Origin of the sequence: uncultured Bradyrhizobium sp. (genome assembly GCF_936928535.1) — a bacterium.
GTDB lineage: Bacteria > Pseudomonadota > Alphaproteobacteria > Rhizobiales > Xanthobacteraceae > Bradyrhizobium.
The window spans coordinates 25,640-46,729 of sequence record NZ_CAKZHY010000125.1 but is presented as its reverse complement, the minus strand read 5'-3'; the positions used below and the strand labels follow the sequence as shown (position 1 = coordinate 46,729).

Below are 21,090 nucleotides of genomic sequence, written 5' to 3'. Positions count from 1 at the left end.
CAAAACGCGCCAGTTCAGCCGGATTAGCGGTGTTGCGATGGTGAATGCGGATCAGATCGAGCAAACAACGCGGCAAGCGAGTACCGCGCTGGTCCCGCTCGCGCCGATTTTACAGCTGGTCCGCAAGATCAAGCTGACGCGCCCCGATCCGAGCTTTGTCACCCAGTTGATCGCCAACGCCGAGCACCTGCCCCAGACCAGCCGGCTGCGCCGCGGCACGTCCGAGGACGCCCGCATGGCCTATGGCAGCAAGCTCGCGCTTCCCAGCGTCAGCTCTCGCACGCGCCAGGTGGCTTAACGCCGATCAACGCGGCTCCCTCTCTTCACCTCGCCCCGCTTGCGGGGAGAGGTCGGAATGCGCGCGTAGCGCGGATTCCGGGTGAGGGGGTACAGGTCTATCGACTATCTCATTCGCGCAGAGAGGCCCCTCACCCCAACCCTCTCCCCCGTAAGAACGGGGCGAGGGAGCGCACCGGCGCTGTGGCGGCAGACCCAAGCTTCGTAAGATCAGCGCGGCTCTTCGGGCGAGGACGGCGTGCCGTTGCCCGGCTGCAGATGCGGCGAGGGAATTTCCGGCGACGGCGCGATGCCCGGCTTCGGCGCGGGATGATCCATCAAGACGGATTCGGCCACCGATTGCGCCGAGGGCGCGGGCGGCTCAGGCTGCGGTACCGTCACGGGATCGAGCTTCGGCTCGAACGCCGTAGCAGGCGGCGGCGCCTCGGCCTGGCGCTTGGCCTTGCGCGGCACCGTCACCGTCTCCGTCGCCACATAGGCAATGCGGCGGCGTGTGCGTTGCGCGACGCCGCCGAGGAAATCGGCCATCGAAAGCAGCACCAGCAGAAAATAGGTCGAGTTGCCGAATTTGGGCCACATCACGAATTCGGCCGCCGCCGCGCCGAAGATGATCAGCGACAGCAGATGATCCATGAGGAATTTAGCGCCGGGCCGCGCGCCCTTGACCACTTCGAGCAGCAGCAGCACCACACCGAGCGCCAGCAGCAGGTCGGCCAGCGTGACCGGCCAAGCCTGCCCCGTGATCATCGGCACCTTGAACAGCACGTCCGAAAAGGACACGCTGGGCATCAGGAAGGCGATGATGTTGTAGACCGCGAGCGGAATCAGAAGCAGCGGGAAACCGACCATCGGCAAAGCGCCTTCTCGATCAAGATGTCCGGGCAGGACAACGCGGCGGCGAAGCATTCGCTCCGCCGCCGTCACTGTCATATCTCATGGATCGGCCGAAATCAGGCGGGCGCAATCAACCCGCCCAAGGAAAAGTCCTGAGATCAGGACTCTTTCTTCTTCAGGACCTGACGGCCCTTGTACATGCCGGTCTTGAGGTCGAGATGGTGCGGACGACGGAGCTCACCGGAGTCCTTGTCTTCCACATAGGTCGGCTTCTTGATGGCATCGGCCGAGCGGCGCATGCCACGGCGCGACGGCGAAGTTTTACGTCTCGGAACGGCCATTTCGATATCCTCTAGGGATTGGTGTTCATCCGGGCATCGTCCACGAGGGGACGGCTCAGCACCCGCAAAACGAGGCGAGCTGAATGCCGACAAGGCCGGGCTTATAGAGGAAGGCTGACCGTAAAGCTAGGGTGATGGAGCTGAAAATACGCCCGAAAAGGGCCCGGAATCAGCGATTTTCCCGCCAGCAGGTCAAAAGCGAGGTGGCCTGCCCCCGCGCCACGTAGGTTCCGGCCAGCCGCCGGACGCCCGGCCCCGGGGTCCTGGCGCTACGTTTGACCGGATTTGGCAGGATCGAGGCCAAAAGCGCCGCCTCCCGGGGGGAAAGATTGGCGGCCGACTTGCCGAAGGCATATGCGCTGGCTGTCTCCACCCCAAACTGGCCCTGCGGGCCAAGCTCGGCGATGTTGAGGTAAATTTCCAGGATCCGTTGCTTGGGCAGGACGAAATCGATCCAGAGCGCCAGCGGAAACTCCAGCGCCTTGCGGACGAAATCCCGCCCCTGCCAGAGGAACAGGTTCTTCGCCACCTGCTGGGTGATGGTGGAGGCGCCGCGGAAGGCGGTGCCGTCCTCCTGCGCATCGTTGATCGCCTCGCGCAGCGCGCCCCAGTCGATCCCGTGATGCTTGCAGAAATGGGCGTCCTCGGCCGCCACCACGGAGCGCGGCAGGTAAGGCGACATCTCGGCCAGATCGATCCATTCCCGATGCATTGGCGCACCCGTCAGCGAGCGCCAGGCCATCAGCGTCGAAACCGGGTGACCCGTGCGGTAGAACGGCGCGATCACGTAAGGCGTGAGAGCGACGACCAGCAGCGCTACCAGCAGGATTTTGACGATGCGCAAATCGACCTTTCCGGCGGGAAATGAAACGCGACCACGGATCCCGGCATTAAGTCTGTGATAATTCGGGCCTTTTCCAGCACTTTTTAGGCCTTCCAAACGATTGACTGAGGCCGGCGCATAAAGGATTGTCCCGCCGAATTTTAGTTCTGGAGCCTTTCTTGATGACCGGCACGTCCCCGTCCGATTTCGCCAAGCGTCTGGACAAGACCGCTGATGACACCGAAGCCTTGCTCGGGCGTTTGCTGTCGGACGACATCCTGCACGATGAGATCGCCCGCCCCAAGCGGCTGATGGACGCCATGCGCTATTCGAGTCTCAATGGCGGCAAGCGCCTGCGGCCGTTCCTGGTGGTCGAAAGTGCGGCGGTGTTCGGCGTTCCCCGCGAGGCCGCGCTGCTCGTGGGCGCCGCGCTCGAATGCATCCACTGCTATTCGCTGATCCATGACGATCTGCCGGCGATGGACAATTCGGACCTGCGCCGCGGTCGGCCCACCCTGCACAAGCAGACCGACGATGCCACCGCGATCCTCGCCGGCGACGGTCTTCTGACCATCGCCTTCGACATCATCACCCGCGACGAGGTCCATCGCGACGCCAATGTGCGCTTGCTGCTGACGCGCGCGCTGGCGCGCTGCGCCGGCATCGGCGGCATGGTCGGCGGCCAGATCCTCGATCTCGCCGGCGAAGGCCGCTTCGGCGGCAACGAGCCGATCGACGTCGCCCGCATTCAGCAGATGAAGACCGGTGCGCTGCTGCGCTATGGCTGCATCGCCGGCGCGCTGCTCGGCCAGGCCTCTCGACAAGAATATCAGGCGCTCGACGATTACGGCCGCGCGCTCGGCGAAGCCTTCCAGATCGCCGACGATCTGCTCGACGTCGAAGGCGATGCGGCCGCGCTCGGCAAGCCGGCCGGCGCCGATGCCGCGCTCGGCAAGACCACCTTCGTCACCCAGCTCGGCATCGACGGCGCCAAGCAGCGCGTGCGCGATCTCCTGGCGCGCGCCGACAGCGCCGTCTCGATCTTCGGCGACCGCGCCGCCGTGCTGCAAGCCGCCGCGCGGTTTGTGGCTGAACGGAAGAACTAGTAGCTCCGGGCTCCCACCTCTCCCGCTTGCGGGAGAGGTCGCGCCGAAGGCGCGGGTGAGGGTTCTCTCCTCTGGGGGAGTGTCCCTAGCGGAGACACCCTCTCCCCCGCCCTTCCCCGCAAGCGGGGAGGGAGCGCTCCTGCGATGCAGCTCACGCTTCACCGGACGATCCGCATGGAAAAAGAAGATCCCGTCCTCGCCCGTTTCCGCCAGATGTCGCGGCCGATGCGGCTGATCTACGCGCGGCCGCGGACGTTCATCTCGCTTGCCATCGGCATCCTCGTCTGCCTGCTCATTCCTGGTTCGTACCGGCCAGTGACGCGGTTGCTGTTCGGCTGGGATGCGCTGATCGCAGCCTATCTCGTGCTGGTCTACACCATGATGCTGTGCAACGACCACCAGCACATCCGCCGTGCGGCGGCGATGCAGGACGACGGCCGCTTCGTCATCCTGCTGGTGACGGCGACCGGCGCCTTCGCCAGCATTGCCGCGATCGTCTATGAGCTCGGCACGCCGCACCGCGGCGCTATGGAGCTCACCATCGCGATCAGCACCATCGCGCTGTCCTGGGCCGCCGTGCACACCACTTTCGCGCTGCATTACGCCCATGATTATTACCGCCATCCGACCGGCGGATTGCAGTTTCCGAGCGGTGACAAGGAAGACCATGCCGACTATTGGGACTTCGTCTATTTCTCGTTCGTGATCGGCATGACGGCGCAGGTCTCGGACGTCGGCATCACCGACAAGACCATCCGCCGCACCGCCACCGCGCACGGCATCGTGTCCTTCATCTACAACACGGCCCTGCTGGCGCTGACGGTGAACATCGCGGCGAGCGCGATCTCGACATAGCCGTCACGCTCGCCGGAGATCAGTTACAGACCTCGGCATTGGCATCATTGTGAGGGCCGCCGCCGCCGCGATAGACGAGGTGGCAGCCGGGCCTGACGGGACGGCAGAGCAGATCGTTGCAAAAGATCTGACCACCTCCGCCCGACGCACGACCCGCGCCAGCAGCAGCAACGCCGGCCGCAGCTCCCGCGGCCGCACCGCCGGGCTGACGACGCTGCCGTGCGGGACGGTCATCGCTGTCGTCGCGCGTGGCGGTGGCGGGCTTGGCTGTTGCAGGTTTGGCCGGCTTGGCGGCACGTTGCTTCTCGCACTGATTGTCGTCATTCAGCACATAGCCGTCGTCGCAGACGATCTTGGTGCAGACGTCGCCATCGGCCTTGAAACCGTGCTCGCAGACCAGCGGACAGACGCGCGACGGCTTCGACTTGACCGTATCGAGCGCATCGGTGCTCGCCACCTTCACGTCGAGCTTGGTGCCGGCATAGCGGTTGAACTGCGACAGCGACCGCTGCGAGGACGTGTTCCAAACGCCGTCAGCCTGACCTGAGAAACAGCCGACGCGGTTGAGCTCCGTCTGCACCGAGCGGCTGAGATCGGCCGGTGTGCCAGTCGGCGTCAGCGAGGCGACATTGGTACCGGCGGGGTTGGCCGCGCTGGCCGGCGCCGCGCCCGGTGCCGCAGCGGCGAGATTGACGCGCTGCTGCTCGGCGGCGGCCGCCTGCTGCTGGGCCTGCTCCTTGGCCTTCTGCGCGACAAGCTGGGCCTGTTCGGCGGCCTTCGCGTTGGCAGCGGCCTTGGCCTGGGCATCCGTCTGCGCGCCGAGCGAAGCGAGACGGTCGCGCTCGGCCTCGGCCTGCTTCGCCTTCTCGGTTGCGGCAGCATGAACCTGCTCGGCCTGGATCTTGTCGAGCTGGAGCTTGGCAAGGTTGGCGTAGAAACCGTCCGGGTGCTGGGCCAGGAAGGCTTCCCATGCCGGCTTGTTGCCGACCTGGAGCGCGAGCTCATAGTCGCGGCGCATGTCGGCTTGCGGATTGACCGCGGGCGCCGATGCGGCCGCCGGCGCGGCCTTGACCGGCACCAGAGGCACGTCCTCGCCGCCGAGCGAACCGTAGACGAACGGCTCCTGCTTGTTACTGGTCGCCTTGAGCACGTCGTCGCGCACGAAGCCGAAGGCGCGACGGACGTCGAGGCCCGGCGTCGTCAGATGCTTCGACAATGCGATGGTGAAGGGGCTGTTGGCGCCGTCGCCATCCTGCGCGGTGAAGCCGGCCTTGGCCGAATAGGCGATCAACGTGTTGGTGTTGGCCGGCTCGACCTGGGCGAGACCGCGGCCGATGCCGCGCGAGGCCAAGGTGCGCTTCATGGTCTTGCCGAACGGGTTGTCGCGGCAGGCATCGAGGATCACCAAACGCAGCTGCTTCGCCGGCTCGACGGCGACCAGCACGCGATCGAGCGAGAGCGCCTCGTCATAGACGTCGGTGTCGCGCTCGAGCTTGGCATCGACAGGGATCAGATAGTTGGAGCCGTCGACCTCGATGCCATGGCCGGCATAATAGACCACGGCGATGTCGGCATCGCGGGTCGCATCGGCGAAATCGCGCAGCACGCGCCGCGTATCGAGCGCGGTCAGATCGTGGCGGGAATTGACGACATCGAAGCCGGCATCCTTCAGCGTCTTTGCCATCACTGCACCGTCGTTGACGGGATTGGCAAGCGAGGGCGCGTTCTGATAGGCCGAGTTAGCCAGCACCAGCGCGACGCGTTTGCCGGCAAAGGCGGGATCGGCGCCTGATATCAGCACGACGGCGAGGAGCAATGGGCAAAGCCTGAACAAATTGCGCATGACACCATTTCCAAAATTCGGGACAGTTCACACCCTCGGGGACAGCCTTAGCAAGATCCGCCGCCTGCGCTTGTGATGGAGGTCACCAAGACGGCGCGAGCAATCGGCCCGGAAGTCCCTTTTGTTAGTCGCGCCAGTGCGTTGGCGGTTCGCCGCCATATCCGCACGCGCCGGCTTTCCCTAGCCATCCCCGACGTACCCCCGATACTGCGGCAGATTGTCCGTGATCTCGTGCCAGGGCGCCTTGGAGCCCACGAAAATATGGGCACTGGGGCGGATCGTGGGGGCATCGACCAGGGTTCCCATGGCGACATGGGCCCATTTGCCTTCGCGGACGCGGGAATAAAGCAGCGAGCCGCAGCGGATACAGTGCGCGTCATGGGTGACGTCGTCGCCGTAGATGACCTTGTTGTCCTCGCCCCTGACGAGGCGGAGCTGGCCGTATTCGATGCCGGCGAACGGCTTGAAGGCGGAACCGGTGGTGCGGCGACAGTTCGAGCAGTGACAGTTCAGCGCATAGGAGAACGCGTCCATGACCTCGTAACGCACCGCGCGGCAATAGCATTCGCCGGCAAGGATCCGAGCGTTCTGATGCCGTGAACCCGTCATTATGGTGGCCTCCCGCAAATGGCGGAAGACAGCCATAGCGCAATTTGACCTGTACGACTAAGTTCCCGCCAAGCCATCATGCAAAGGGATGACCCATGAGCCCCAATTGGTCCAGCGTCGAAGCCGTCGTGCAAGCCTACTTTGACGCGCTTTACGAGGGCGACGCCGACAAGCTCGGCGACGTGTTCCATCCGTCAGCCGATCTGCGCTGGGTGGAAAAGGGCGAGCTGAAGATCCTGACCGTGCCGGACTGGCTCGCCTGGGTGCGCAAGCGTCCCTCCGCCAAGGCGGAAGGCAAGCCGCGCGAGGATTTCATCATCACGATCGACCGCTCGGACGACAAGACCGCCTTCATCAAGGTCAAATGCCAGCTGCCGCCGCGGTTCTTCACCGACTATTTGGTGGCGATGAAGCTCGCCGACGGCTGGCAGATCGTGTCGAAATCGTACAGGTACGATTTGAAGGAGTGAGGGGGCTTTTCGCCGGCGTGCCCGAAATCGGGCACACTCGCTCTCCATTTTCCGTCATTGCGAGCCCAACTCTCGCCACACGTCATTGCGAGGAGCCCTCGCGACGAAGCAATCCAGAATCCCACAATGGATAGAGTCTGGATTGCTTCGCTGCGCTCGCAATGACGGCGTCGATAGAGCGTACGTTACAAAGTCGCCTCTCGAAAGTCGCCCCATGCATCTCGACCGCCGCTCCCTGCTCGCCTCGCTCGCCTGGATGGCCGCCTCTCCCGCGCTGGCTGCGGAGGCCCCGCCGGAACTCCAATCCTATGAACGCGAGAGCGGCGGAATGATCGGGGTCTATGCGGAAAACCTCGCAACGGGCACGAAGCTCGCCTGGCGGGCGGACGAGCGCTTCGTGATGTGCTCGACATTCAAGGCTTCGCTGGCGGCCTGCGTGCTGGCGCGGGTCGATCGTAGCGAGGAGAAGCTCGCCGCCACGATTCCGTACGGCAAGGCCGATCTCTTGGACTACGCGCCGGTCGCAAAACAGAACCTCTCGGCCGGCGCGATGTCGGTCGCCGACATGTGCAAGGCGGCCGTCGAGCTCAGCGACAACACCTGCGCCAATCTGCTGCTCGCGCGTATCGGCGGACCCGCCGCGCTCACGGCCTTCTGGCGCTCGATCGGCGACACCACCTCGCGGCTCGACCACAATGAGCCCGAGCTCAACCGCTCGCCGCCCGGCGATGTCAGGGACACCACGACGCCGGCGGCGATGGCGGGCAATCTCAAGCGGCTGGTCGCGGGCGAGGCCCTGTCGCCGGCCTCAAAGGCCCAACTCACCGAATGGATGGTCGCTTGCAAGACCGGCGCGAACCGCCTGCGCGGCGGCCTGCCGGCAACCTGGAAGATCGGCGACAAGACCGGCAACAATGGCAAGGACGCATCGGGCGATATCGCCGTCGCCTGGCCGAAAGCCGACGCACCGATCCTGATCGCGGCCTATACCCAGGGCGGCACGCCGAATGCGGCCCAGCTCGAAACGGTGTTCGCACAGATCGGGCGCATGGTGGCCAAGCAGCTGGCGTAAGCATCCTGCATTGACCACTCTGCATTGACCTCTTGATTGACCTGTTGGCCGCTTCCGGGCCAAGACAGGTCATGATCGCAGCGAAATTCCAGACCTTTCTCATCCTGCTCGCGGTGCTGGCCGGCACCGCGCTGGTCGCACGGCGCTTCAATCTGGCGCCCGCCATCCTGTTGATGCTCTCGGGCGTCGGCCTTGCTTTCGTGCCGGGCATGCCACCGGTGGAGCTGCCGCCGGAACTGGTGCTGCTGATGGTGCTGCCGCCGCTGATCTACTCGGCGAGCGTCGCCATGAGCTGGCGCGAGTTCAGGAAAAATCTGCGGCCGATCGTGCTGCTCGCGGTCGGCGCCGTGATCTTCACCGCGGCGCTTGTCGCGGCCGCCACCCATTACGTGATCGGCCTGCCCTGGAGCATCGGCTTCCTGCTGGGAGCCATCGTTGCGCCGCCCGACGTGGTGGCGCCGCTCGCGATCGCCCGGCGCCTCAACATGCCGCGTCGGCTGCTGGTCATCCTGGAAGGCGAAGGGCTCGCCAACGACGCCACCGCGCTGATCCTCTACCGCTTCGCGCTGGCTGCGATCATGGTCGGGCATTTCTCGCTGCCGCTGGCAACAGGCGAATTTGCCCTGATCGTCGCCGGCGAAATCGCCTTCGGCATCGGCGTCGGCTGGCTTTCGCTGCGCTTCCGCAAATGGTCTTGCGATCCGCAGGTCGAGCTGACGCTGTCGCTGATCACGCCCTACGTCTCCTATTGGCTGCCGGAGCATGTCGGCGGCTCCGGCGTGATCGCCACCGTCGCCTGCGGCCTCTATGTCAGCTGGAACGGACCGCTGCTGATCTCGGCGTCGACGCGCCTGCAAGGCATCTTCTTCTGGGACCTCATCATCTACCTGATCGAGGGGCTCTTGTTCCTGCTCACCGGGTTCCAGATGCGCGCGCTCTACGAGAAGTCGAAAGCGTTCCCGCTCGACGACATCGTGATCGCGACAGCCGTTGTCATGACCATCATCGTTCTCGCCCGCTTTGCCTGGCTCTATCCTGCGACCTATCTGCCGCGGATGCTGAGCAAATCGCTGCGCACGCGCGATCCGTCGCCACCCTGGCAATGGCCGTTCGCGCTCGCCTTCACCGGCGTGCGCGGCGCGGTGTCGCTGGCCGCCGCGCTCGCACTTCCGTTCACGCTGCCCGGCGGCGAGGCCTTCCCCTATCGCGACCTGATCCTGTTCGTCGCCTTCGGCGTCATCTTCATCACGCTGATCGGCGTCGGCCTGACACTGCCGCCGGTGGTGCGCTGGCTCGGCATCGCCGAGGCCGGACGCAACGAACACGTCGCCGAACACGAGGCCGAGATCACGGCGCGGCGGCAGGCGCTCGATGCCGCGTTGAAATCCCTGGATGCGTTGACCGAGGAGAAAGAGGTGTCGGACGAGGTGATGCGGCTGCTGCGCGCCCGCCACGAGATCCGCGTCAACCAGCTGCCTGACTCGCTCAATCCCGCCCATCACGACGTCTCGGCCGCCGGCACCGCGCTGACGCGCGACCTGATCGCGGCCGAGCGCAAATTCATCCATGATCTCCTCCGCGACGGGCAGATCACCGATGAGACGCGGCGGAGGATCGAACGGGACCTGGATCTGGAAGAGGCGAGCCTGGCGAACCGGGAATATCGCGGGGCGCCGCTGTAGGATTCCGGCGGCCTATCGCTTTTCGCAATATGTCCGCATCGCCTTCGTCACGGCCGCTGCAATCAGCTCCCGTCGCTCCGGGGAGTTCATCGCCATCTCCTCGTCGCGGTTGATGATGGAGCCGGCTTCCAGCAGGACCGCTGCGCTTCGGGTCTGCGAGAGCACGACGAGCCCATCATAGCGGTAGATGCCGACATCCTTGTCGAGCAACGGATGCTGGTAACGCCCCATCAGCGGCAGGGTGTATTGGGTGGCGTAATGCAGGCCTTCGTCCTTCAGCTCGCGGCCCAGCAGCCTGGCGAAGGCGAGGCTGGCGGCGAAGCGCGGGTTGCGCTCGGACACGAACAGCGAATGGCCGCTGAAGCGATCACTGAAGTAACTCTTCGCACCGTCGAATTCCCACGCTTCGAGCATCTTGTCCGGCACGGAATCGTGGTGGATCGAGAGGAAGAAATCCGCATGCGCGTCGTTGGCGGTGCCGACGCGCTTGAGCAGGCTCGCTCTCGCCTTGCCGTCGGTCACGAGCACGCGGGTTGCGGCGAAGCCCGCCGATTTCAAACGCTCTCCGACCATCCGTGCCAGATACAGGTTGAAGCCGAATTCAACGTCGTTGCGTGCACTGGTGGCGCCTTGCGATTCCGAGGTGTGGCCGACATCGAGGATGATCCTGAACTTGCGTGGATCGCATGTCTCTGGCTTCGTCGGCTTGATTGCAGCTCGCGTCAGCTTTCGGGCCGCAGCCGCGTCGCCATGCTCGGCTGGCAAAGCCAGAAGCGGGATCAGCGACGCGGCAACAGCGGCGGTGATGCGCCTCGATATTCTCACACCGGCCGCTCCCCCTTCACCGTCACCCGCGTGCCGGAGCGGGTGTGCGGCCAGTAATCCCACATCGCGCGGTGCTGGGTGCAGCGATTGTCCCAGAACGCGATGGCGTTCTCGGTCCAGCGGAAGCGGCACTGGAACAGCGGGTTCTCGGCGTGCTGATAGAGATAGGCGAGCATCGCGTCGCTCTCGTCGCGAGGGACGCCGTTGATGTGGCGGGTGAAGCCGCGGTTGACGTAGAGCGCCTTCCGGCCAGTGACGGGATGGGTGCGCACCACGGGATGCTCGGCGTTTGGATAGGACGGGCGGTCGGCGACGCCGTAATTCGCATAGAGGCCGCGATAGATCGGCTCGCCGTCATGCAGAGCGGTCAGGCCGTCGAGATAGGCCTTCATGCGATCCGACAGCGCCTCATAGGCCGCATACATGTTGGCGAACAGCGTGTCGCCGCCGCGCGGCGGGCACTGCTTGATATAGAGGATCGAGCCCATCGGCGGCTCGAGATCGCAGGAGACGTCGGAATGCCAGCCCTCGCCATTGGCGCGCGGCGAATTCTTGTCGGCGTAGATCCTCATCAGCGCCGGGTCTTCATCCTCATGGGGCGCTGCCGGATGGAAATGCAGCTCGCCGAACTTGCGGCCGAAGGCGAGATGCTGCTTTGGCGTGATGGTCTGGTCGCGGAAAAAGATGACGAGGTTTTCGGCGAGCGCGCGATGGATCTCGTCGATCTGCTGGTTGGATCGGGCGTCATCGGACACCAGCTTGCCGATATCGACGCCGGAGATTTCCGCGCCGATGATGGGCGTGAGCTTCTCGACCGCGATGGTCTCGTAAGGCGCGCCGTCTTCGGCCGTGTGGCGGTAGCGCGGGCCATGCTTGCCGGCGAGTGAGCTCATGGCGGTTCTCCCGATCGTCTTGATTGGGAGGTATCGTAGCGCGCCGTGATGGATGCGATCCGGGAATGGTCGCGCAAAAGAACAGGGCGGGCCGCGCTTCGCGTACCCGCCCTGCAATTCCAATATTTGGAAGACGCCTACTCCGCCGCCGTCTCCGCCACCTTGGCGCCCTGGCCGTAGCGCTGGTCGATGTAGTCGATCACCAGCGCCTTGAAGTCGGCGGAGATGGTCGGGCCGCGCAGGGTGCGGAACTTCTTGCCGTCGACGAAGACGGGCGCAGCCGGCGCCTCGCCGGTGCCGGGCAAGGAGATGCCGATATTGGCGTGCTTGGATTCGCCGGGGCCGTTGACGATGCAGCCCATCACCGCGACGTTGAGCTCCTCGACGCCAGGATATTTGCTCTTCCAGGCCGGCATCTCGTCGCGGATGAAATCCTGGATCGAGCGCGCCAGCTCCTGGAACGTGGTCGAGGTGGTGCGGCCGCAGCCGGGGCATGCCGCAACCAGCGGCACGAAGGTGCGGAAGCCCATGGTCTGCAGCAGCTCCTGGCCGACCTGCACCTCGCGGGTGCGGTCGCCGCCGGGCTCCGGCGTCAGCGAGATGCGGATGGTGTCGCCGATGCCCTGCTGCAGGAGGATGCCGAGCGCGGCGGACGAGGCCACGATGCCCTTCGAGCCCATGCCGGCTTCAGTCAGGCCGAGATGGATGGCGTAGTCGGAACGGCTGGCGAGATCCTGATAGACCGCGATCAGGTCCTGCACCGCCGAAACCTTGGCCGAAAGGATGATGCGGTCCTTGGGCATGCCGAGCTCTTCGGCACGCGCGGCCGAGAGCAGCGCGGACTGCACCATCGCCTCGCGTGTCACCGCGCGGACGTCGCGCGGATTGGCGGAGGCGGCGTTCTCGTCCATCAGCTTGGTCAGCAGTTCCTGATCGAGCGAGCCCCAATTGGCGCCGATGCGCACCGGCTTGTTGTTCTTGTTCGCGATCTCGATGATGTCGGCGAACTGGGTGTCGCGCTTGTCCTTGAAGCCGACATTGCCGGGATTGATGCGGTACTTCGCCAGCGCCTCGGCGCAGGCCGGATAGGCCGCGAGCAGCTTGTGGCCGATGTAATGGAAGTCGCCGATCAAGGGCGTGGTGATGCCACGCTTGGCGAGACCGTCGCGGATGTGCGGGACGGCGGCAGCAGCCTCCTCGCGGTCCACGGTGATGCGGACCATTTCGGAGCCGGCGCGCGCGAGCGCTGCGACCTGGGCGATGGTACCGTCGATGTCGGCGGTGTCGGTGTTGGTCATCGACTGCACGACGATCGGTGCACCGCCGCCGACTGCGACGTCGCCCACCTTCACCTGGGTGGTCTTGTGCCGGGGCGCGGGGCCCGCGAGGTCGGAATCGATGGTGTTTTCGAGCTTGTTCATGGGGTCCAAATATCAGGTTTTGGTGACGTTCAGCAATGCATCTGCCGGCGCCGCAGCCGTTTGGCTCGGACGGTTAACCAGAAAAAGCCCAGCGATTACAAGGACGGCAGCCGCCCCAAAGGCCAGACTCAGGGTGTCGTGCATGATGAAATAGCTACCCACCACGCCAAACAAAGGGGTGATGAAGGTAAAAGCCGACAATTTGCTGGCCGAATAGGTCTTCACCAGCGCGAACCAAAGCGTGAACGTGGTTCCCACCACCCAGATCGCCTGGAAGGCCAGCAAGCCGAATGAGAGCGGCGAAGGGGTATGGGTGATGGATTCCCCTGACAGCCAGGCGGCCGCGCCCAGGATCGGGACCGAGGTCGCGACCTGGTAGCCCAGCGCCTTCTCCGGCGCAGCAAAGCGCAGCCGCGTGCCCTTGGCGAGCAGCGTGGTCGCGGCCCAGAGCGAGGCGCCGCCGACGATCAGGAGATCTCCGAGCAGGACATGCGCATCCACATTAGCCTGCGGCACGCCGATCGCGAGCGCGACGCCGGCAAAGCTGATCGCCAATCCCAACCATTGCGATCCGCCCAGCCGCTCGCCGAGCATCTGGTAGGACCCGAGCGCGACGAAGAAGGGCGTGGTGTAGAGAAACACGACCGCGCGGGACGCCGTGGTCAGGCGCAGGCCCTGGAAGATCAGCACGAATTCGATGCCGAACATCAGGCCTGCGATCAGGCCGGGCTTCCACGTGTCGTCATTCTCGAAGAATTTGACGCCGCGATACGTACCGATCAGGAACAGCACCGGCAATGCGCCCATCGAACGGATCATGGCCTGCAGCATCGGCGGCACATCCGGCAGCACCAGCTTCACCGCGATCTGGTTGAACCCCCAGGTCAGGCACAGCATGAGCATCAGGGCGATGGCACCGGCACTAAGGGGGCGCGCGGCGGACGGAATGGCTTGAGGTGAGGACATGTCTTCCCGATATCCGGCTTTGCGCCGTTGTTGCTTTACGATTTTTTCTGACAATGGGTGCAGACGCCCGTGATCTCCACCACGGACAGCTTTGGTGCGAAGCCTGACGCGCGCGCCGCGGCGTTGAGCTCCTTGGCAAACGATCCAGACGGGATCTCGCCGACCAGACCGCAGCGTTCGCAGATCAGGAACGCCACCGCCGAGGTCGCATCGTGGTCGTGGGCGGCACAGGCGAGATAGGCGTTGCGGCTTTCGATGCGGTGCACGAGGCCATTCGCCATCAAGAAATCGAGCGCACGATAGACCGTGATCGGCGCCGGCCGCGGCATCGATTTGGCGAGTTCGTCGATCACTTCATAAGCGCCGAGCGGGCGGTGGCTGGACAGCAAGGCCCCCAGCACCTGGCGCCGGATCGGGGTGAATTTCTGCGCGCGCTGCGCGCAAACCGTTTCTGCATGCGCCAGCGCGTCCGCGGTGCAGCGGCCGTGATCATGGTCGGGCGTCGGAAAGGCCGGCTTAGCGAGGGTCATTCGGTTCGCGTTCTAGCATTTTGGCCGGGGAACCCAAAGCACGACCGCCATCGCGGCGGTCAGCCATGCTTTTGCTGCGGGACAGCATCGCATTAACCCGCCGTGAAATAATCATAAGCTAGCTTATTATATTCAAGCTTATTGGAGACCAAGCTTATGACCCGCGGGTCTGTCGACCAGAATTTCCTGTTCACGCTCGGCGAGCTGTACCGGCTGCTGCGAGTCTATGCCGACAAGGAGGCCTCGCGCTTCGGCATCACCCGCGCGCAATGGGCCGTGCTGGCCAAGGTCGAGCGCAGCGAGGGCATGAAGCAATCGGAACTCGCCGAGCTCCTGGAGATGCAGCCGATCACGCTGACGCGGCTGATCGACAAGCTCTGCGACAACGACTGGATCGAGCGCCGCAACGACGCCACGGACCGCCGCGTCAAGCGCCTCTATCTGAAGAAGGCCGGCCGCGCGCTGCTGGGCAAGATGAGCGGCCTGAAATCGGAACTCACGGCGAACGCGCTCGAAGGCATCAGCCCGGCGGACGCGCACCGCCTCCTCACCCAACTCGAAACAATCAAAGAAAACGTGCGTAACGCGATCCAGTCCTCCGGCGCGGAACAAGCACGTAAGGAGCAGCGCTATGGCTGAACAAGTCCTCAAATTCCAGCCCGAGCAGAAGATCGACAGCGGCAAGCCGACCAAGAAGGCCGGCACCGACCCGCGCCGCCGCTTCCTCGCAGGCTTGCGCCGCTATCGCCGTTTCCTGCTCATGGTGGTGCTGCCGATCGTTGCCGTGACCGCCGGCCTGACTTTCTATCTCAATGGCGGTCGCTATGTCGGCACCGACGACGCCTATGTCGGCGCGCAGAAGGTGCTGGTGACGCCCGATATCTCCGGCAAGATCCACAAGGTCGTCGTGAAGGAAGGCCAGTCGGTCAAGAAGGGCGACGAGCTGTTCGAGATCGATCCCGTGCCGTTCCGCTTCGCGGTGGACGAGGCCAAGGCGCAGCTCGCCCAGGCGCAGACGACCTACGACAATCTCATCGCCAACATCAAGATCTACGGCGACATGCTCAATCTCGCCCAGCAGGGCATCGATCTGAAGCAGCGCGACGTCGAGCGCAAGCAGGCGCTGGTGAAGAACAGTTTCGGCTCGCAGCTCGACCTCGACAACGCCTCGAACGCGCTGGTGACCGCAGGCGCGCAGGCGCAATTCATCAAGCAGCAGCTCTCCAACGCCAAGACGCAATTGCTCGGCAATCCCACGCTGCCGCTGGAGCAATTCCCGCCTTACGTCCAGGCCAAGGCCAAGCTCGAAGACGCCCAGCGCAATCTTGACCATACCGTGCTGCGCGCGCCGATGGACGGCATTGCGACACAGGTGGATCAGATCCAGCTTGGACGCTTCGTCGCCGCCGGCACGCCGGTGTTCTCCATCATTGACATCGCCCATCCCTGGGTCGATGCCAATCCGAAGGAGAGCGATCTCACTTACGTCACCGAGGGACAGAATGTGACCCTCGAGGTCGATGCGTTCCCGAACCATACTTTCAAGGGCACGATCGGCTCGCTCTCGCCCGGCACCGGCGCGCAATTCGCGATCCTGCCGCCGCAGAATGCCACCGGCAACTTCGTCAAGGTGGTGCAGCGCGTGCCGATCCGCATCTATTTCGACGAGAACGACAAATACGTGAAGAAGCTGAAGGCCGGTATGAGCGTCTACGCCACTATCGACACCGGCCACAAGCGCTCGCTCGCCGGTCTGCTCGGCCTGTCGGCGACCGCAAGCCAAGATAAAGACCAGGATAAGGACTGATCCGATGGCGGAGTCCAATCCTGCCCTGATGGTCCCCGGCCTGCGCCGGAACATGGTGACGATCTGCGCCATGACGGCGACCATCATGCAGGCGCTGGACACCACCATCGCCAACGTCGCGCTGCCCTACATGCAGGGCACGCTGTCGGCCTCGCAGGACCAGATCAACTGGGTGCTGACCTCCTACATCGTCGCCGCCGCGATCATGACGGCACCGGTGGGCTGGATCTCCAACCGTTACGGTCGCAAACGCATCTTCATCATCTGCGCCGCCGGCTTCACCTTCGCCTCCGTGCTGTGCGGCCTGGCGCAGGACATCAACCAGATGGTGCTGTTCCGCCTGCTGCAGGGCGTGTTCGGCGCCGCGTTGGTGCCGCTGTCGCAGTCGGTCATGCTCGATTATTACACGCTGCAGGAACGCGCCAAGGCGATGTCGATCTGGGGCATGGGCGTAATGATGGGGCCGATCATGGGTCCGTCGCTCGGCGCCTGGCTGACCGAGACCTATTCCTGGCACTGGGTGTTCTTCGTCAATCTGCCGTTCGGTGCGATCACCGTTTTCGGGCTCGCCGTCTTCATGGACGAGACTGAGAAGAATCTCAGCCTGAAGTTCGACTGGTTCGGCTTCGGCGCGCTGGCGATCGCGATCGGCGCCCTCCAGCTCGCGCTGGACCGCGGCGAGCAGCTCGACTGGTTCGAGTCGGTCGAGATCGTGACCGAGTTCGTCATCTCAGGCATCGCGTTCTATTACTTCTTCGCACACTCCTTCACGACCTCGCGTCCGTTCATCCAGTTCGCGCTGTTTCGGGACCGCAACTTCCTCACCGGCTGCATCTTCATGACGGTGATGGGCCTCGTGCTGTACTCGACCATGGCGCTGGCCTCGCCCTACCTCCAGAACGTCATCGGCTATCCCATCATGACCGCCGGCGGCCTGCTCGCGAGCCGCGGCTTCGGCACCTTCTTCGCCATGATGATGGTCGGCCGTATCATGAAGTACATCGAGGCACGCACCCTGATCATCTGCGGCCTGGCCCTGACGGCGGCCTCGCTGTTCCAGATGACCGGCTGGACCGACCAGACCCAGGTGCCGGAGATCGTCATCGTCAGCGTGATCCAGGGCTTTGGCTTCGGCCTCGTCTTCGTGCCGCTATCGACGGTGTCGTTCCTGACGCTGCCGAACCATCTGCGCACCGACGGCACCTCGATGCTGACGCTGCTCCGCAACGTCGCAAGCTCGGTCGGCATCTCCATCGTGATTGCCCAGTTGACGCAGGGGACACGCAAGACCTATGCGATCCTGTCGGAGCACATCAACCCGTTCAACCACGCGCTCCAGATGCCCGACGTGCGCGGCCTGATCAATCTCTCCACCGATGCCGGCCGCGCCATGGCCGACCGCATGGTCAGCGTGCAGGCGCAGATCATCGCCTTCTCGCACGACTACCAGCTGGTGATGTTCTTCATCCTCTGCACCATCCCGCTGGCGCTGATGATCGGCTCGACCAAGGCCTCGCTGCGCAAGCAGGCGGCGGGGCCGGAACATGCCGTGATGGAGTAGGCTTCAAGGCACTGCGCAAAATTCCGCTCGTCGTCCCGGACAAGCGTAGCGAAGCGGAGCGCCGATCCGGGACCCATACGCCGCAGCATTAATTGTTGCACGAGATGGTCATGGCCTGTCTTCGCCAAACGACTGCTGCGGCGTATGGGTCCCGGCTTTCGCCGGGACGACACTGAGTGTGTCGCGCCAGTCGCTACAACAATTCCTCGCACCCCAAATCGTCGACCGCCATCATGATCCGCTCCAGATGGTGCCACCAGATCACCGGCGGGATGTTGATGGCCCATTGCCAGACCGGCTTGGTAATGTGCCAGAGCACGGACAAGCGGTAGTCACGATCGAGCGCACCGCGCGTGTAGCCGGTGACGCCGCTGGCCAGCAATGTGTCGTGATAGAGATTGAGAAGCGGGCGTTCGAGCGCCTGCCGGCGTTCCGGAAACCAATGTAGCGCCATCATATAGGCGAGGTCGTTGGTCGGGACGTTGGCGCCCCACAGGTCGAAATCGAACATGCGCACAGTGTCGGTGACGCCGGCGCGCGGCAGGAAGAAGTTCCAGGTATGGGCATCGCCGTGGGTGATGCTGAGGTTACGACGTGAATGGTAACGCTCGGACAGCCGGGCCGACTGGTCGATCAGGCGGCGATAGAGAATGCGGCGTTCTTCGCTGAGTCGATCGCCGAGCAGATCGGCGAAGCGGTCGTAATGGCCGGCAAAGGTCTCGATGTGCCGCGCGCTGTCTTCAGGGCTCGCCAAGGTGCCGACGGTGTCGCCGAGTTCGGGATGATCCCACCAGGCCGCATGCCAGCGCGCGAGCGTGGCGACGATCGCGAAGGTCTGCTCGCGCGATGGCGGCAGCGGCCATTGCGTTGCGATCTCATGGCTGTCGGTGAGGTCCTCGAGCAGGAGATGCCAGGCCCCGCCCTGATCGTCGAAACGTCCGTCAAAGCAGCGCGGCGCCAGTCCGGGCGGCATTTTCGGCGCCAGCTTCGAGTAGAAGGTCACCTCATGGCGGCCGCCCTCGGCGAGCGTCTCGGCAAAATCGGCATGCGGCGTCTTGAGAATCAGCGTCTGCGGCGAACCCGAGGACTCTCCGACATAGCGCAGGCCGAGCCGGGCAATGTGCGACACGACGGTGTCGCGCTCGTGCAGCACCTTCACCTCGCGCACCGCGCCCGCGTCCAGCGCCCCGGCCTTGCGCAGTGCCGCCGTGAGTGCTCCAGGCTCAACGACCGCCGGCAGTTGTGGAGGTGTCATAGCCATGATGCCCCTGCCCCGTGCCATACTGCACGATCACGCCCTCACGCGCCAGCGGCCGATCTGATGCCGCGCGTTAAGCCGCAGCGGTCGAGTCGCGCACGGTGCGGACTACGACCGCGCGCAGCGATTCCAGATTGGCGGCCATGCCTGCGATTGCCTGCCTGACCTCCGCGGCGCGCTCGTTCACTGACGCGGCGTCTCGGCTGACATTGGCGATCTTGGCCGAGACCTCCTGCGCCGCAGATGCCGATTCGGAGATCGACCGCGCGATCTCCCGCGTCGCGGCATCCTGTTCTTCCATCGCGGCGGCAACCGAAGTCGCCACGCCGTCGATCTCGACAATATGGCCACCCATGGTCTCGACGGCATCGACCGCGGCCTGCGTCGAGGTCTGGATCTCCGCGATCAGTCGCCCGATCTCCTCGGTGGATTTCGCAGTCTGGTCCGACAGGGATTTCACTTCGGCAGCGACGACCGCGAAACCGCGACCGGCCTCACCGGCGCGTGCCGCCTCGATCGTGGCATTGAGCGCGAGCAGATTGGTCTGCCCGGCGATACCGCCGATCAGGTCGGAGACCTCGGCGATCTTCTTCACCGCGCCCGCCAGCGCCTGGATGGTCGAGCGCGCCTGCTCGCGGCCTGCGACCGCCTCTTTGGTGACGGTCGAGGTGCGCCCGACCTGGCTCGCGATCTCCCGGATCGAGGCGCTCAGTTGTTCGGCGGCGGCGGAGACGGTCTGCGAGCTGCCGAGCGCCTGGGTGGAGGCGGCCGCAACCGCCTGTGATTCCGTGGACAGGGATCGCGCAATCGCGGACAGGCTCGAAGCGGCCTGCTCGACGCCTTGCGTCGCCGCGCTCGCGGTGTCGACCGAGCGGCCGGTCTCGCGTTCGACGGTCTCGGCCATCTGATGCAGCGCACCGCGCTTGGCAAGCGCCGCCTCCTGCTCGTTCCGCAATTGCTCCTCGCGCAGGCGAGCGTTCTCGATCGCTCCCTGCTTGAACACCTGGAGCGCGCCGGCCATCGAGCCGACCTCGTCCTGACGTTGCGCGAAAGGAATGTCCGCGGCGAGATCCCCGGTCGCAAGCTTTTGCATGGTATCCGTCATGCGCACGATCGGGCGCACCACGCCGAACGCAACGCCGAGCAGACCGGCGGCAATGAAGGCAAGCACGGCCGCGGAGACGCCGAGCAGGATATAGAGCATCGCACTGTCGCGCTCGGCGGCCAGCTTCTCCATGTCGGCATTCTGCTTGTTGGCGCTTTCGACGATGCTGTCGATGACCGCGCGATGCGCGGTGTAGGCGGCCTTGAGCTGCGCATAGGCGCGTTCGGACGCAGCCGCGTCTTTGGCCTTGAGGGCCGGCAGCAGCTGATCGGACAACAGCTTCCAGAATTTCTGCACCTCGGCGTCGGACTTGGACACCAGCGCCGTCTTCAGGTCGGTCGAGAGCCTGGACGCGGTCCAATAGGCCTTGCGCTCGTCATAATCCTTGCGGAGCTGGACCAGACGTTCGCCATGGATCGCCAACTGGTCTGGCTCGCGCATCGCAAGGGTGGCTTCGAGATAGGCCTCGATGACGTATTCCGGTGGCGGCAGGATGTCGGCGATGAGGTCGTTGCCGAGCTTGATGTCGGAGTAAAGCGGACCGCCGACCTTGAGCTCGCGCAGCGCATAGAGGCTGGTGGCGACCACCACTGCAAAGCCGATGGCAAGAACGATCCCAAATGCAATGATCGCTGAAGACAGGGAAAGACGAATTTTCATGAAACAATCCAATAGCCCGCGCCAAATTGGGACGAGGCTAGCGGATTGCGGTAAACACGGACTTTCTGCGCGCAAGAATCGCATCGCAAGCACCCCGGGAAATTACGGGAATGCGATGCAATCTCGATCGTT

General features: G+C 64.5%; 21 protein-coding genes. 9 read left to right on the top strand and 12 right to left on the bottom strand.

Features of this window, described 5'->3' with window-relative positions; all coding sequences use genetic code 11:
* The first annotated feature begins 37 nt into the window (after nt 1–37).
* A complete protein-coding gene (locus tag Q0687_RS26060) occupies nt 38–298 on the top strand; it encodes a hypothetical protein (RefSeq protein WP_298883386.1) in 261 nt (86 codons plus the stop codon).
* Nucleotides 299–507: 209 nt separating this feature from the next.
* Here Q0687_RS26060 and Q0687_RS26055 read toward each other — a convergent pair whose 3' ends face one another.
* The 3 genes from Q0687_RS26055 to mtgA all read right to left on the bottom strand — a co-directional run bounded on the left by Q0687_RS26055 (nt 508) and on the right by mtgA (nt 2,316).
* Nucleotides 508–1,146 carry a hypothetical protein gene (locus tag Q0687_RS26055; protein WP_298883347.1) on the bottom strand — a complete coding sequence of 213 codons (639 nt, stop codon included), beginning with the start codon at nt 1,144–1,146 and terminating at the stop codon, nt 508–510.
* A gap of 143 nt (nt 1,147–1,289) precedes the next feature.
* Nucleotides 1,290–1,472, bottom strand: a complete 183-nt coding sequence (gene rpmF / locus Q0687_RS26050; RefSeq protein WP_007598106.1) for a 50S ribosomal protein L32 — start codon at nt 1,470–1,472, stop codon at nt 1,290–1,292.
* A 169-nt stretch (nt 1,473–1,641) separates the two neighbouring features.
* Nucleotides 1,642–2,316: a monofunctional biosynthetic peptidoglycan transglycosylase gene (gene mtgA / locus Q0687_RS26045; protein ID WP_298883344.1), complete on the bottom strand. Its 675-nt coding sequence runs from the start codon at nt 2,314–2,316 to the stop codon at nt 1,642–1,644.
* 161 nt (nt 2,317–2,477) lie between these two features.
* Between mtgA and Q0687_RS26040 the strand changes: the two genes are divergently transcribed.
* Both Q0687_RS26040 and Q0687_RS26035 read left to right on the top strand, forming a co-directional pair.
* On the top strand, nt 2,478–3,401 hold the full coding sequence (locus tag Q0687_RS26040) for a polyprenyl synthetase family protein (protein WP_298883343.1): 924 nt from the start codon (nt 2,478–2,480) through the stop codon (nt 3,399–3,401).
* A 144-nt stretch (nt 3,402–3,545) separates the two neighbouring features.
* A complete protein-coding gene (locus Q0687_RS26035; RefSeq protein ID WP_298883341.1) occupies nt 3,546–4,256 on the top strand; it encodes a DUF1345 domain-containing protein in 711 nt (236 codons plus the stop codon).
* A gap of 19 nt (nt 4,257–4,275) precedes the next feature.
* Here Q0687_RS26035 and Q0687_RS26030 read toward each other — a convergent pair whose 3' ends face one another.
* Both Q0687_RS26030 and Q0687_RS26025 read right to left on the bottom strand, forming a co-directional pair.
* Nucleotides 4,276–6,099, bottom strand: a complete 1,824-nt coding sequence (locus tag Q0687_RS26030; protein WP_298883338.1) for a caspase family protein — start codon at nt 6,097–6,099, stop codon at nt 4,276–4,278.
* Nucleotides 6,100–6,279: 180 nt separating this feature from the next.
* Nucleotides 6,280–6,708 (bottom strand): GFA family protein, encoded by a 429-nt coding sequence (locus Q0687_RS26025; RefSeq protein ID WP_298883335.1) that lies wholly within the window; start codon nt 6,706–6,708, stop codon nt 6,280–6,282.
* A gap of 95 nt (nt 6,709–6,803) precedes the next feature.
* On the opposite strand from Q0687_RS26025, the gene Q0687_RS26020 reads away from it, so the two are divergent.
* From Q0687_RS26020 to Q0687_RS26010, 3 genes are all read left to right on the top strand, one after another.
* On the top strand, nt 6,804–7,178 hold the full coding sequence (locus tag Q0687_RS26020; protein ID WP_298883332.1) for a nuclear transport factor 2 family protein: 375 nt from the start codon (nt 6,804–6,806) through the stop codon (nt 7,176–7,178).
* Nucleotides 7,179–7,392: 214 nt separating this feature from the next.
* On the top strand, nt 7,393–8,250 hold the full coding sequence (gene bla / locus Q0687_RS26015) for a class A beta-lactamase (RefSeq protein WP_298883329.1): 858 nt from the start codon (nt 7,393–7,395) through the stop codon (nt 8,248–8,250).
* 71 nt (nt 8,251–8,321) lie between these two features.
* A complete protein-coding gene (locus Q0687_RS26010; RefSeq protein WP_298883326.1) occupies nt 8,322–9,932 on the top strand; it encodes a Na+/H+ antiporter in 1,611 nt (536 codons plus the stop codon).
* Between the two features lie 12 nt (nt 9,933–9,944).
* Here Q0687_RS26010 and Q0687_RS26005 read toward each other — a convergent pair whose 3' ends face one another.
* The 5 genes from Q0687_RS26005 to Q0687_RS25985 form a co-directional block, all read right to left on the bottom strand.
* Entirely contained in the window at nt 9,945–10,757 is an 813-nt protein-coding gene (locus tag Q0687_RS26005) for an N-acetylmuramoyl-L-alanine amidase (protein WP_298883383.1), read from the bottom strand.
* Nucleotides 10,754–11,650 (bottom strand): TauD/TfdA family dioxygenase, encoded by an 897-nt coding sequence (locus Q0687_RS26000; protein ID WP_298883323.1) that lies wholly within the window; start codon nt 11,648–11,650, stop codon nt 10,754–10,756. Before Q0687_RS26000 ends, Q0687_RS26005 begins: the two co-directional genes overlap by 4 nt.
* 137 nt (nt 11,651–11,787) lie before the next feature.
* The gene (gene ispG / locus Q0687_RS25995) at nt 11,788–13,071 is read right to left on the bottom strand and encodes a flavodoxin-dependent (E)-4-hydroxy-3-methylbut-2-enyl-diphosphate synthase (RefSeq protein ID WP_298883321.1); all 1,284 of its coding nucleotides are present in this window, start codon (nt 13,069–13,071) and stop codon (nt 11,788–11,790) included.
* 12 nt (nt 13,072–13,083) lie between these two features.
* Entirely contained in the window at nt 13,084–14,037 is a 954-nt protein-coding gene (locus Q0687_RS25990) for a DMT family transporter (RefSeq protein ID WP_298883318.1), read from the bottom strand.
* Between the two features lie 35 nt (nt 14,038–14,072).
* A complete protein-coding gene (locus tag Q0687_RS25985) occupies nt 14,073–14,567 on the bottom strand; it encodes a transcriptional repressor (protein WP_298883316.1) in 495 nt (164 codons plus the stop codon).
* Nucleotides 14,568–14,723: 156 nt separating this feature from the next.
* Here Q0687_RS25985 and Q0687_RS25980 point away from each other — a divergent pair, with 156 nt between their 5' ends.
* Genes Q0687_RS25980 through Q0687_RS25970 form a run of 3 tightly spaced genes read left to right on the top strand, consistent with a single transcriptional unit; the run spans nt 14,724 to nt 17,935 of the window.
* Complete coding sequence (locus Q0687_RS25980; RefSeq protein ID WP_298883314.1) at nt 14,724–15,206, top strand: MarR family transcriptional regulator; 483 nt, start codon at nt 14,724–14,726, stop codon at nt 15,204–15,206.
* Nucleotides 15,199–16,374, top strand: coding sequence for an HlyD family secretion protein (locus tag Q0687_RS25975; RefSeq protein ID WP_298883311.1), 1,176 nt, complete (start codon nt 15,199–15,201; stop codon nt 16,372–16,374). Before Q0687_RS25980 ends, Q0687_RS25975 begins: the two co-directional genes overlap by 8 nt.
* 4 nt (nt 16,375–16,378) lie before the next feature.
* Nucleotides 16,379–17,935 carry an MDR family MFS transporter gene (locus Q0687_RS25970; RefSeq protein ID WP_298883310.1) on the top strand — a complete coding sequence of 519 codons (1,557 nt, stop codon included), beginning with the start codon at nt 16,379–16,381 and terminating at the stop codon, nt 17,933–17,935.
* A gap of 193 nt (nt 17,936–18,128) precedes the next feature.
* On the opposite strand, the gene Q0687_RS25965 is transcribed toward Q0687_RS25970, so the two are convergent.
* Together Q0687_RS25965 and Q0687_RS25960 are read right to left on the bottom strand one after the other, a co-directional pair.
* Complete coding sequence (locus tag Q0687_RS25965; protein WP_298883308.1) at nt 18,129–19,217, bottom strand: phosphotransferase; 1,089 nt, start codon at nt 19,215–19,217, stop codon at nt 18,129–18,131.
* A gap of 49 nt (nt 19,218–19,266) precedes the next feature.
* Complete coding sequence (locus Q0687_RS25960; protein WP_298883307.1) at nt 19,267–20,958, bottom strand: methyl-accepting chemotaxis protein; 1,692 nt, start codon at nt 20,956–20,958, stop codon at nt 19,267–19,269.
* Nucleotides 20,959–21,090 lie beyond the last annotated feature (132 nt).

Coding starts and splice junctions, on each gene's coding strand:
- Q0687_RS26020 (WP_298883332.1), top strand. CDS start 6,804: ATGAGCCCCAATTGGTCCAGCGTCGAAGCCGTCGTGCAAGCCTACTTT.
- Q0687_RS25980 (WP_298883314.1), top strand. CDS start 14,724: ATGACCCGCGGGTCTGTCGACCAGAATTTCCTGTTCACGCTCGGCGAG.
- Q0687_RS26060 (WP_298883386.1), top strand. CDS start 38: ATGGTGAATGCGGATCAGATCGAGCAAACAACGCGGCAAGCGAGTACC.
- ispG (WP_298883321.1), bottom strand. CDS start 13,071: ATGAACAAGCTCGAAAACACCATCGATTCCGACCTCGCGGGCCCCGCG.
- Q0687_RS25970 (WP_298883310.1), top strand. CDS start 16,379: ATGGCGGAGTCCAATCCTGCCCTGATGGTCCCCGGCCTGCGCCGGAAC.
- Q0687_RS26035 (WP_298883341.1), top strand. CDS start 3,546: ATGCAGCTCACGCTTCACCGGACGATCCGCATGGAAAAAGAAGATCCC.
- Q0687_RS26040 (WP_298883343.1), top strand. CDS start 2,478: ATGACCGGCACGTCCCCGTCCGATTTCGCCAAGCGTCTGGACAAGACC.
- Q0687_RS26030 (WP_298883338.1), bottom strand. CDS start 6,099: ATGCGCAATTTGTTCAGGCTTTGCCCATTGCTCCTCGCCGTCGTGCTG.
- Q0687_RS26000 (WP_298883323.1), bottom strand. CDS start 11,650: ATGAGCTCACTCGCCGGCAAGCATGGCCCGCGCTACCGCCACACGGCC.
- Q0687_RS26025 (WP_298883335.1), bottom strand. CDS start 6,708: ATGACGGGTTCACGGCATCAGAACGCTCGGATCCTTGCCGGCGAATGC.
- Q0687_RS26010 (WP_298883326.1), top strand. CDS start 8,322: ATGATCGCAGCGAAATTCCAGACCTTTCTCATCCTGCTCGCGGTGCTG.
- rpmF (WP_007598106.1), bottom strand. CDS start 1,472: ATGGCCGTTCCGAGACGTAAAACTTCGCCGTCGCGCCGTGGCATGCGC.
- Q0687_RS25990 (WP_298883318.1), bottom strand. CDS start 14,037: ATGTCCTCACCTCAAGCCATTCCGTCCGCCGCGCGCCCCCTTAGTGCC.
- Q0687_RS25985 (WP_298883316.1), bottom strand. CDS start 14,567: ATGACCCTCGCTAAGCCGGCCTTTCCGACGCCCGACCATGATCACGGC.
- bla (WP_298883329.1), top strand. CDS start 7,393: ATGCATCTCGACCGCCGCTCCCTGCTCGCCTCGCTCGCCTGGATGGCC.
- Q0687_RS25965 (WP_298883308.1), bottom strand. CDS start 19,217: ATGGCACGGGGCAGGGGCATCATGGCTATGACACCTCCACAACTGCCG.
- Q0687_RS25975 (WP_298883311.1), top strand. CDS start 15,199: ATGGCTGAACAAGTCCTCAAATTCCAGCCCGAGCAGAAGATCGACAGC.
- Q0687_RS26055 (WP_298883347.1), bottom strand. CDS start 1,146: ATGGTCGGTTTCCCGCTGCTTCTGATTCCGCTCGCGGTCTACAACATC.
- Q0687_RS25960 (WP_298883307.1), bottom strand. CDS start 20,958: ATGAAAATTCGTCTTTCCCTGTCTTCAGCGATCATTGCATTTGGGATC.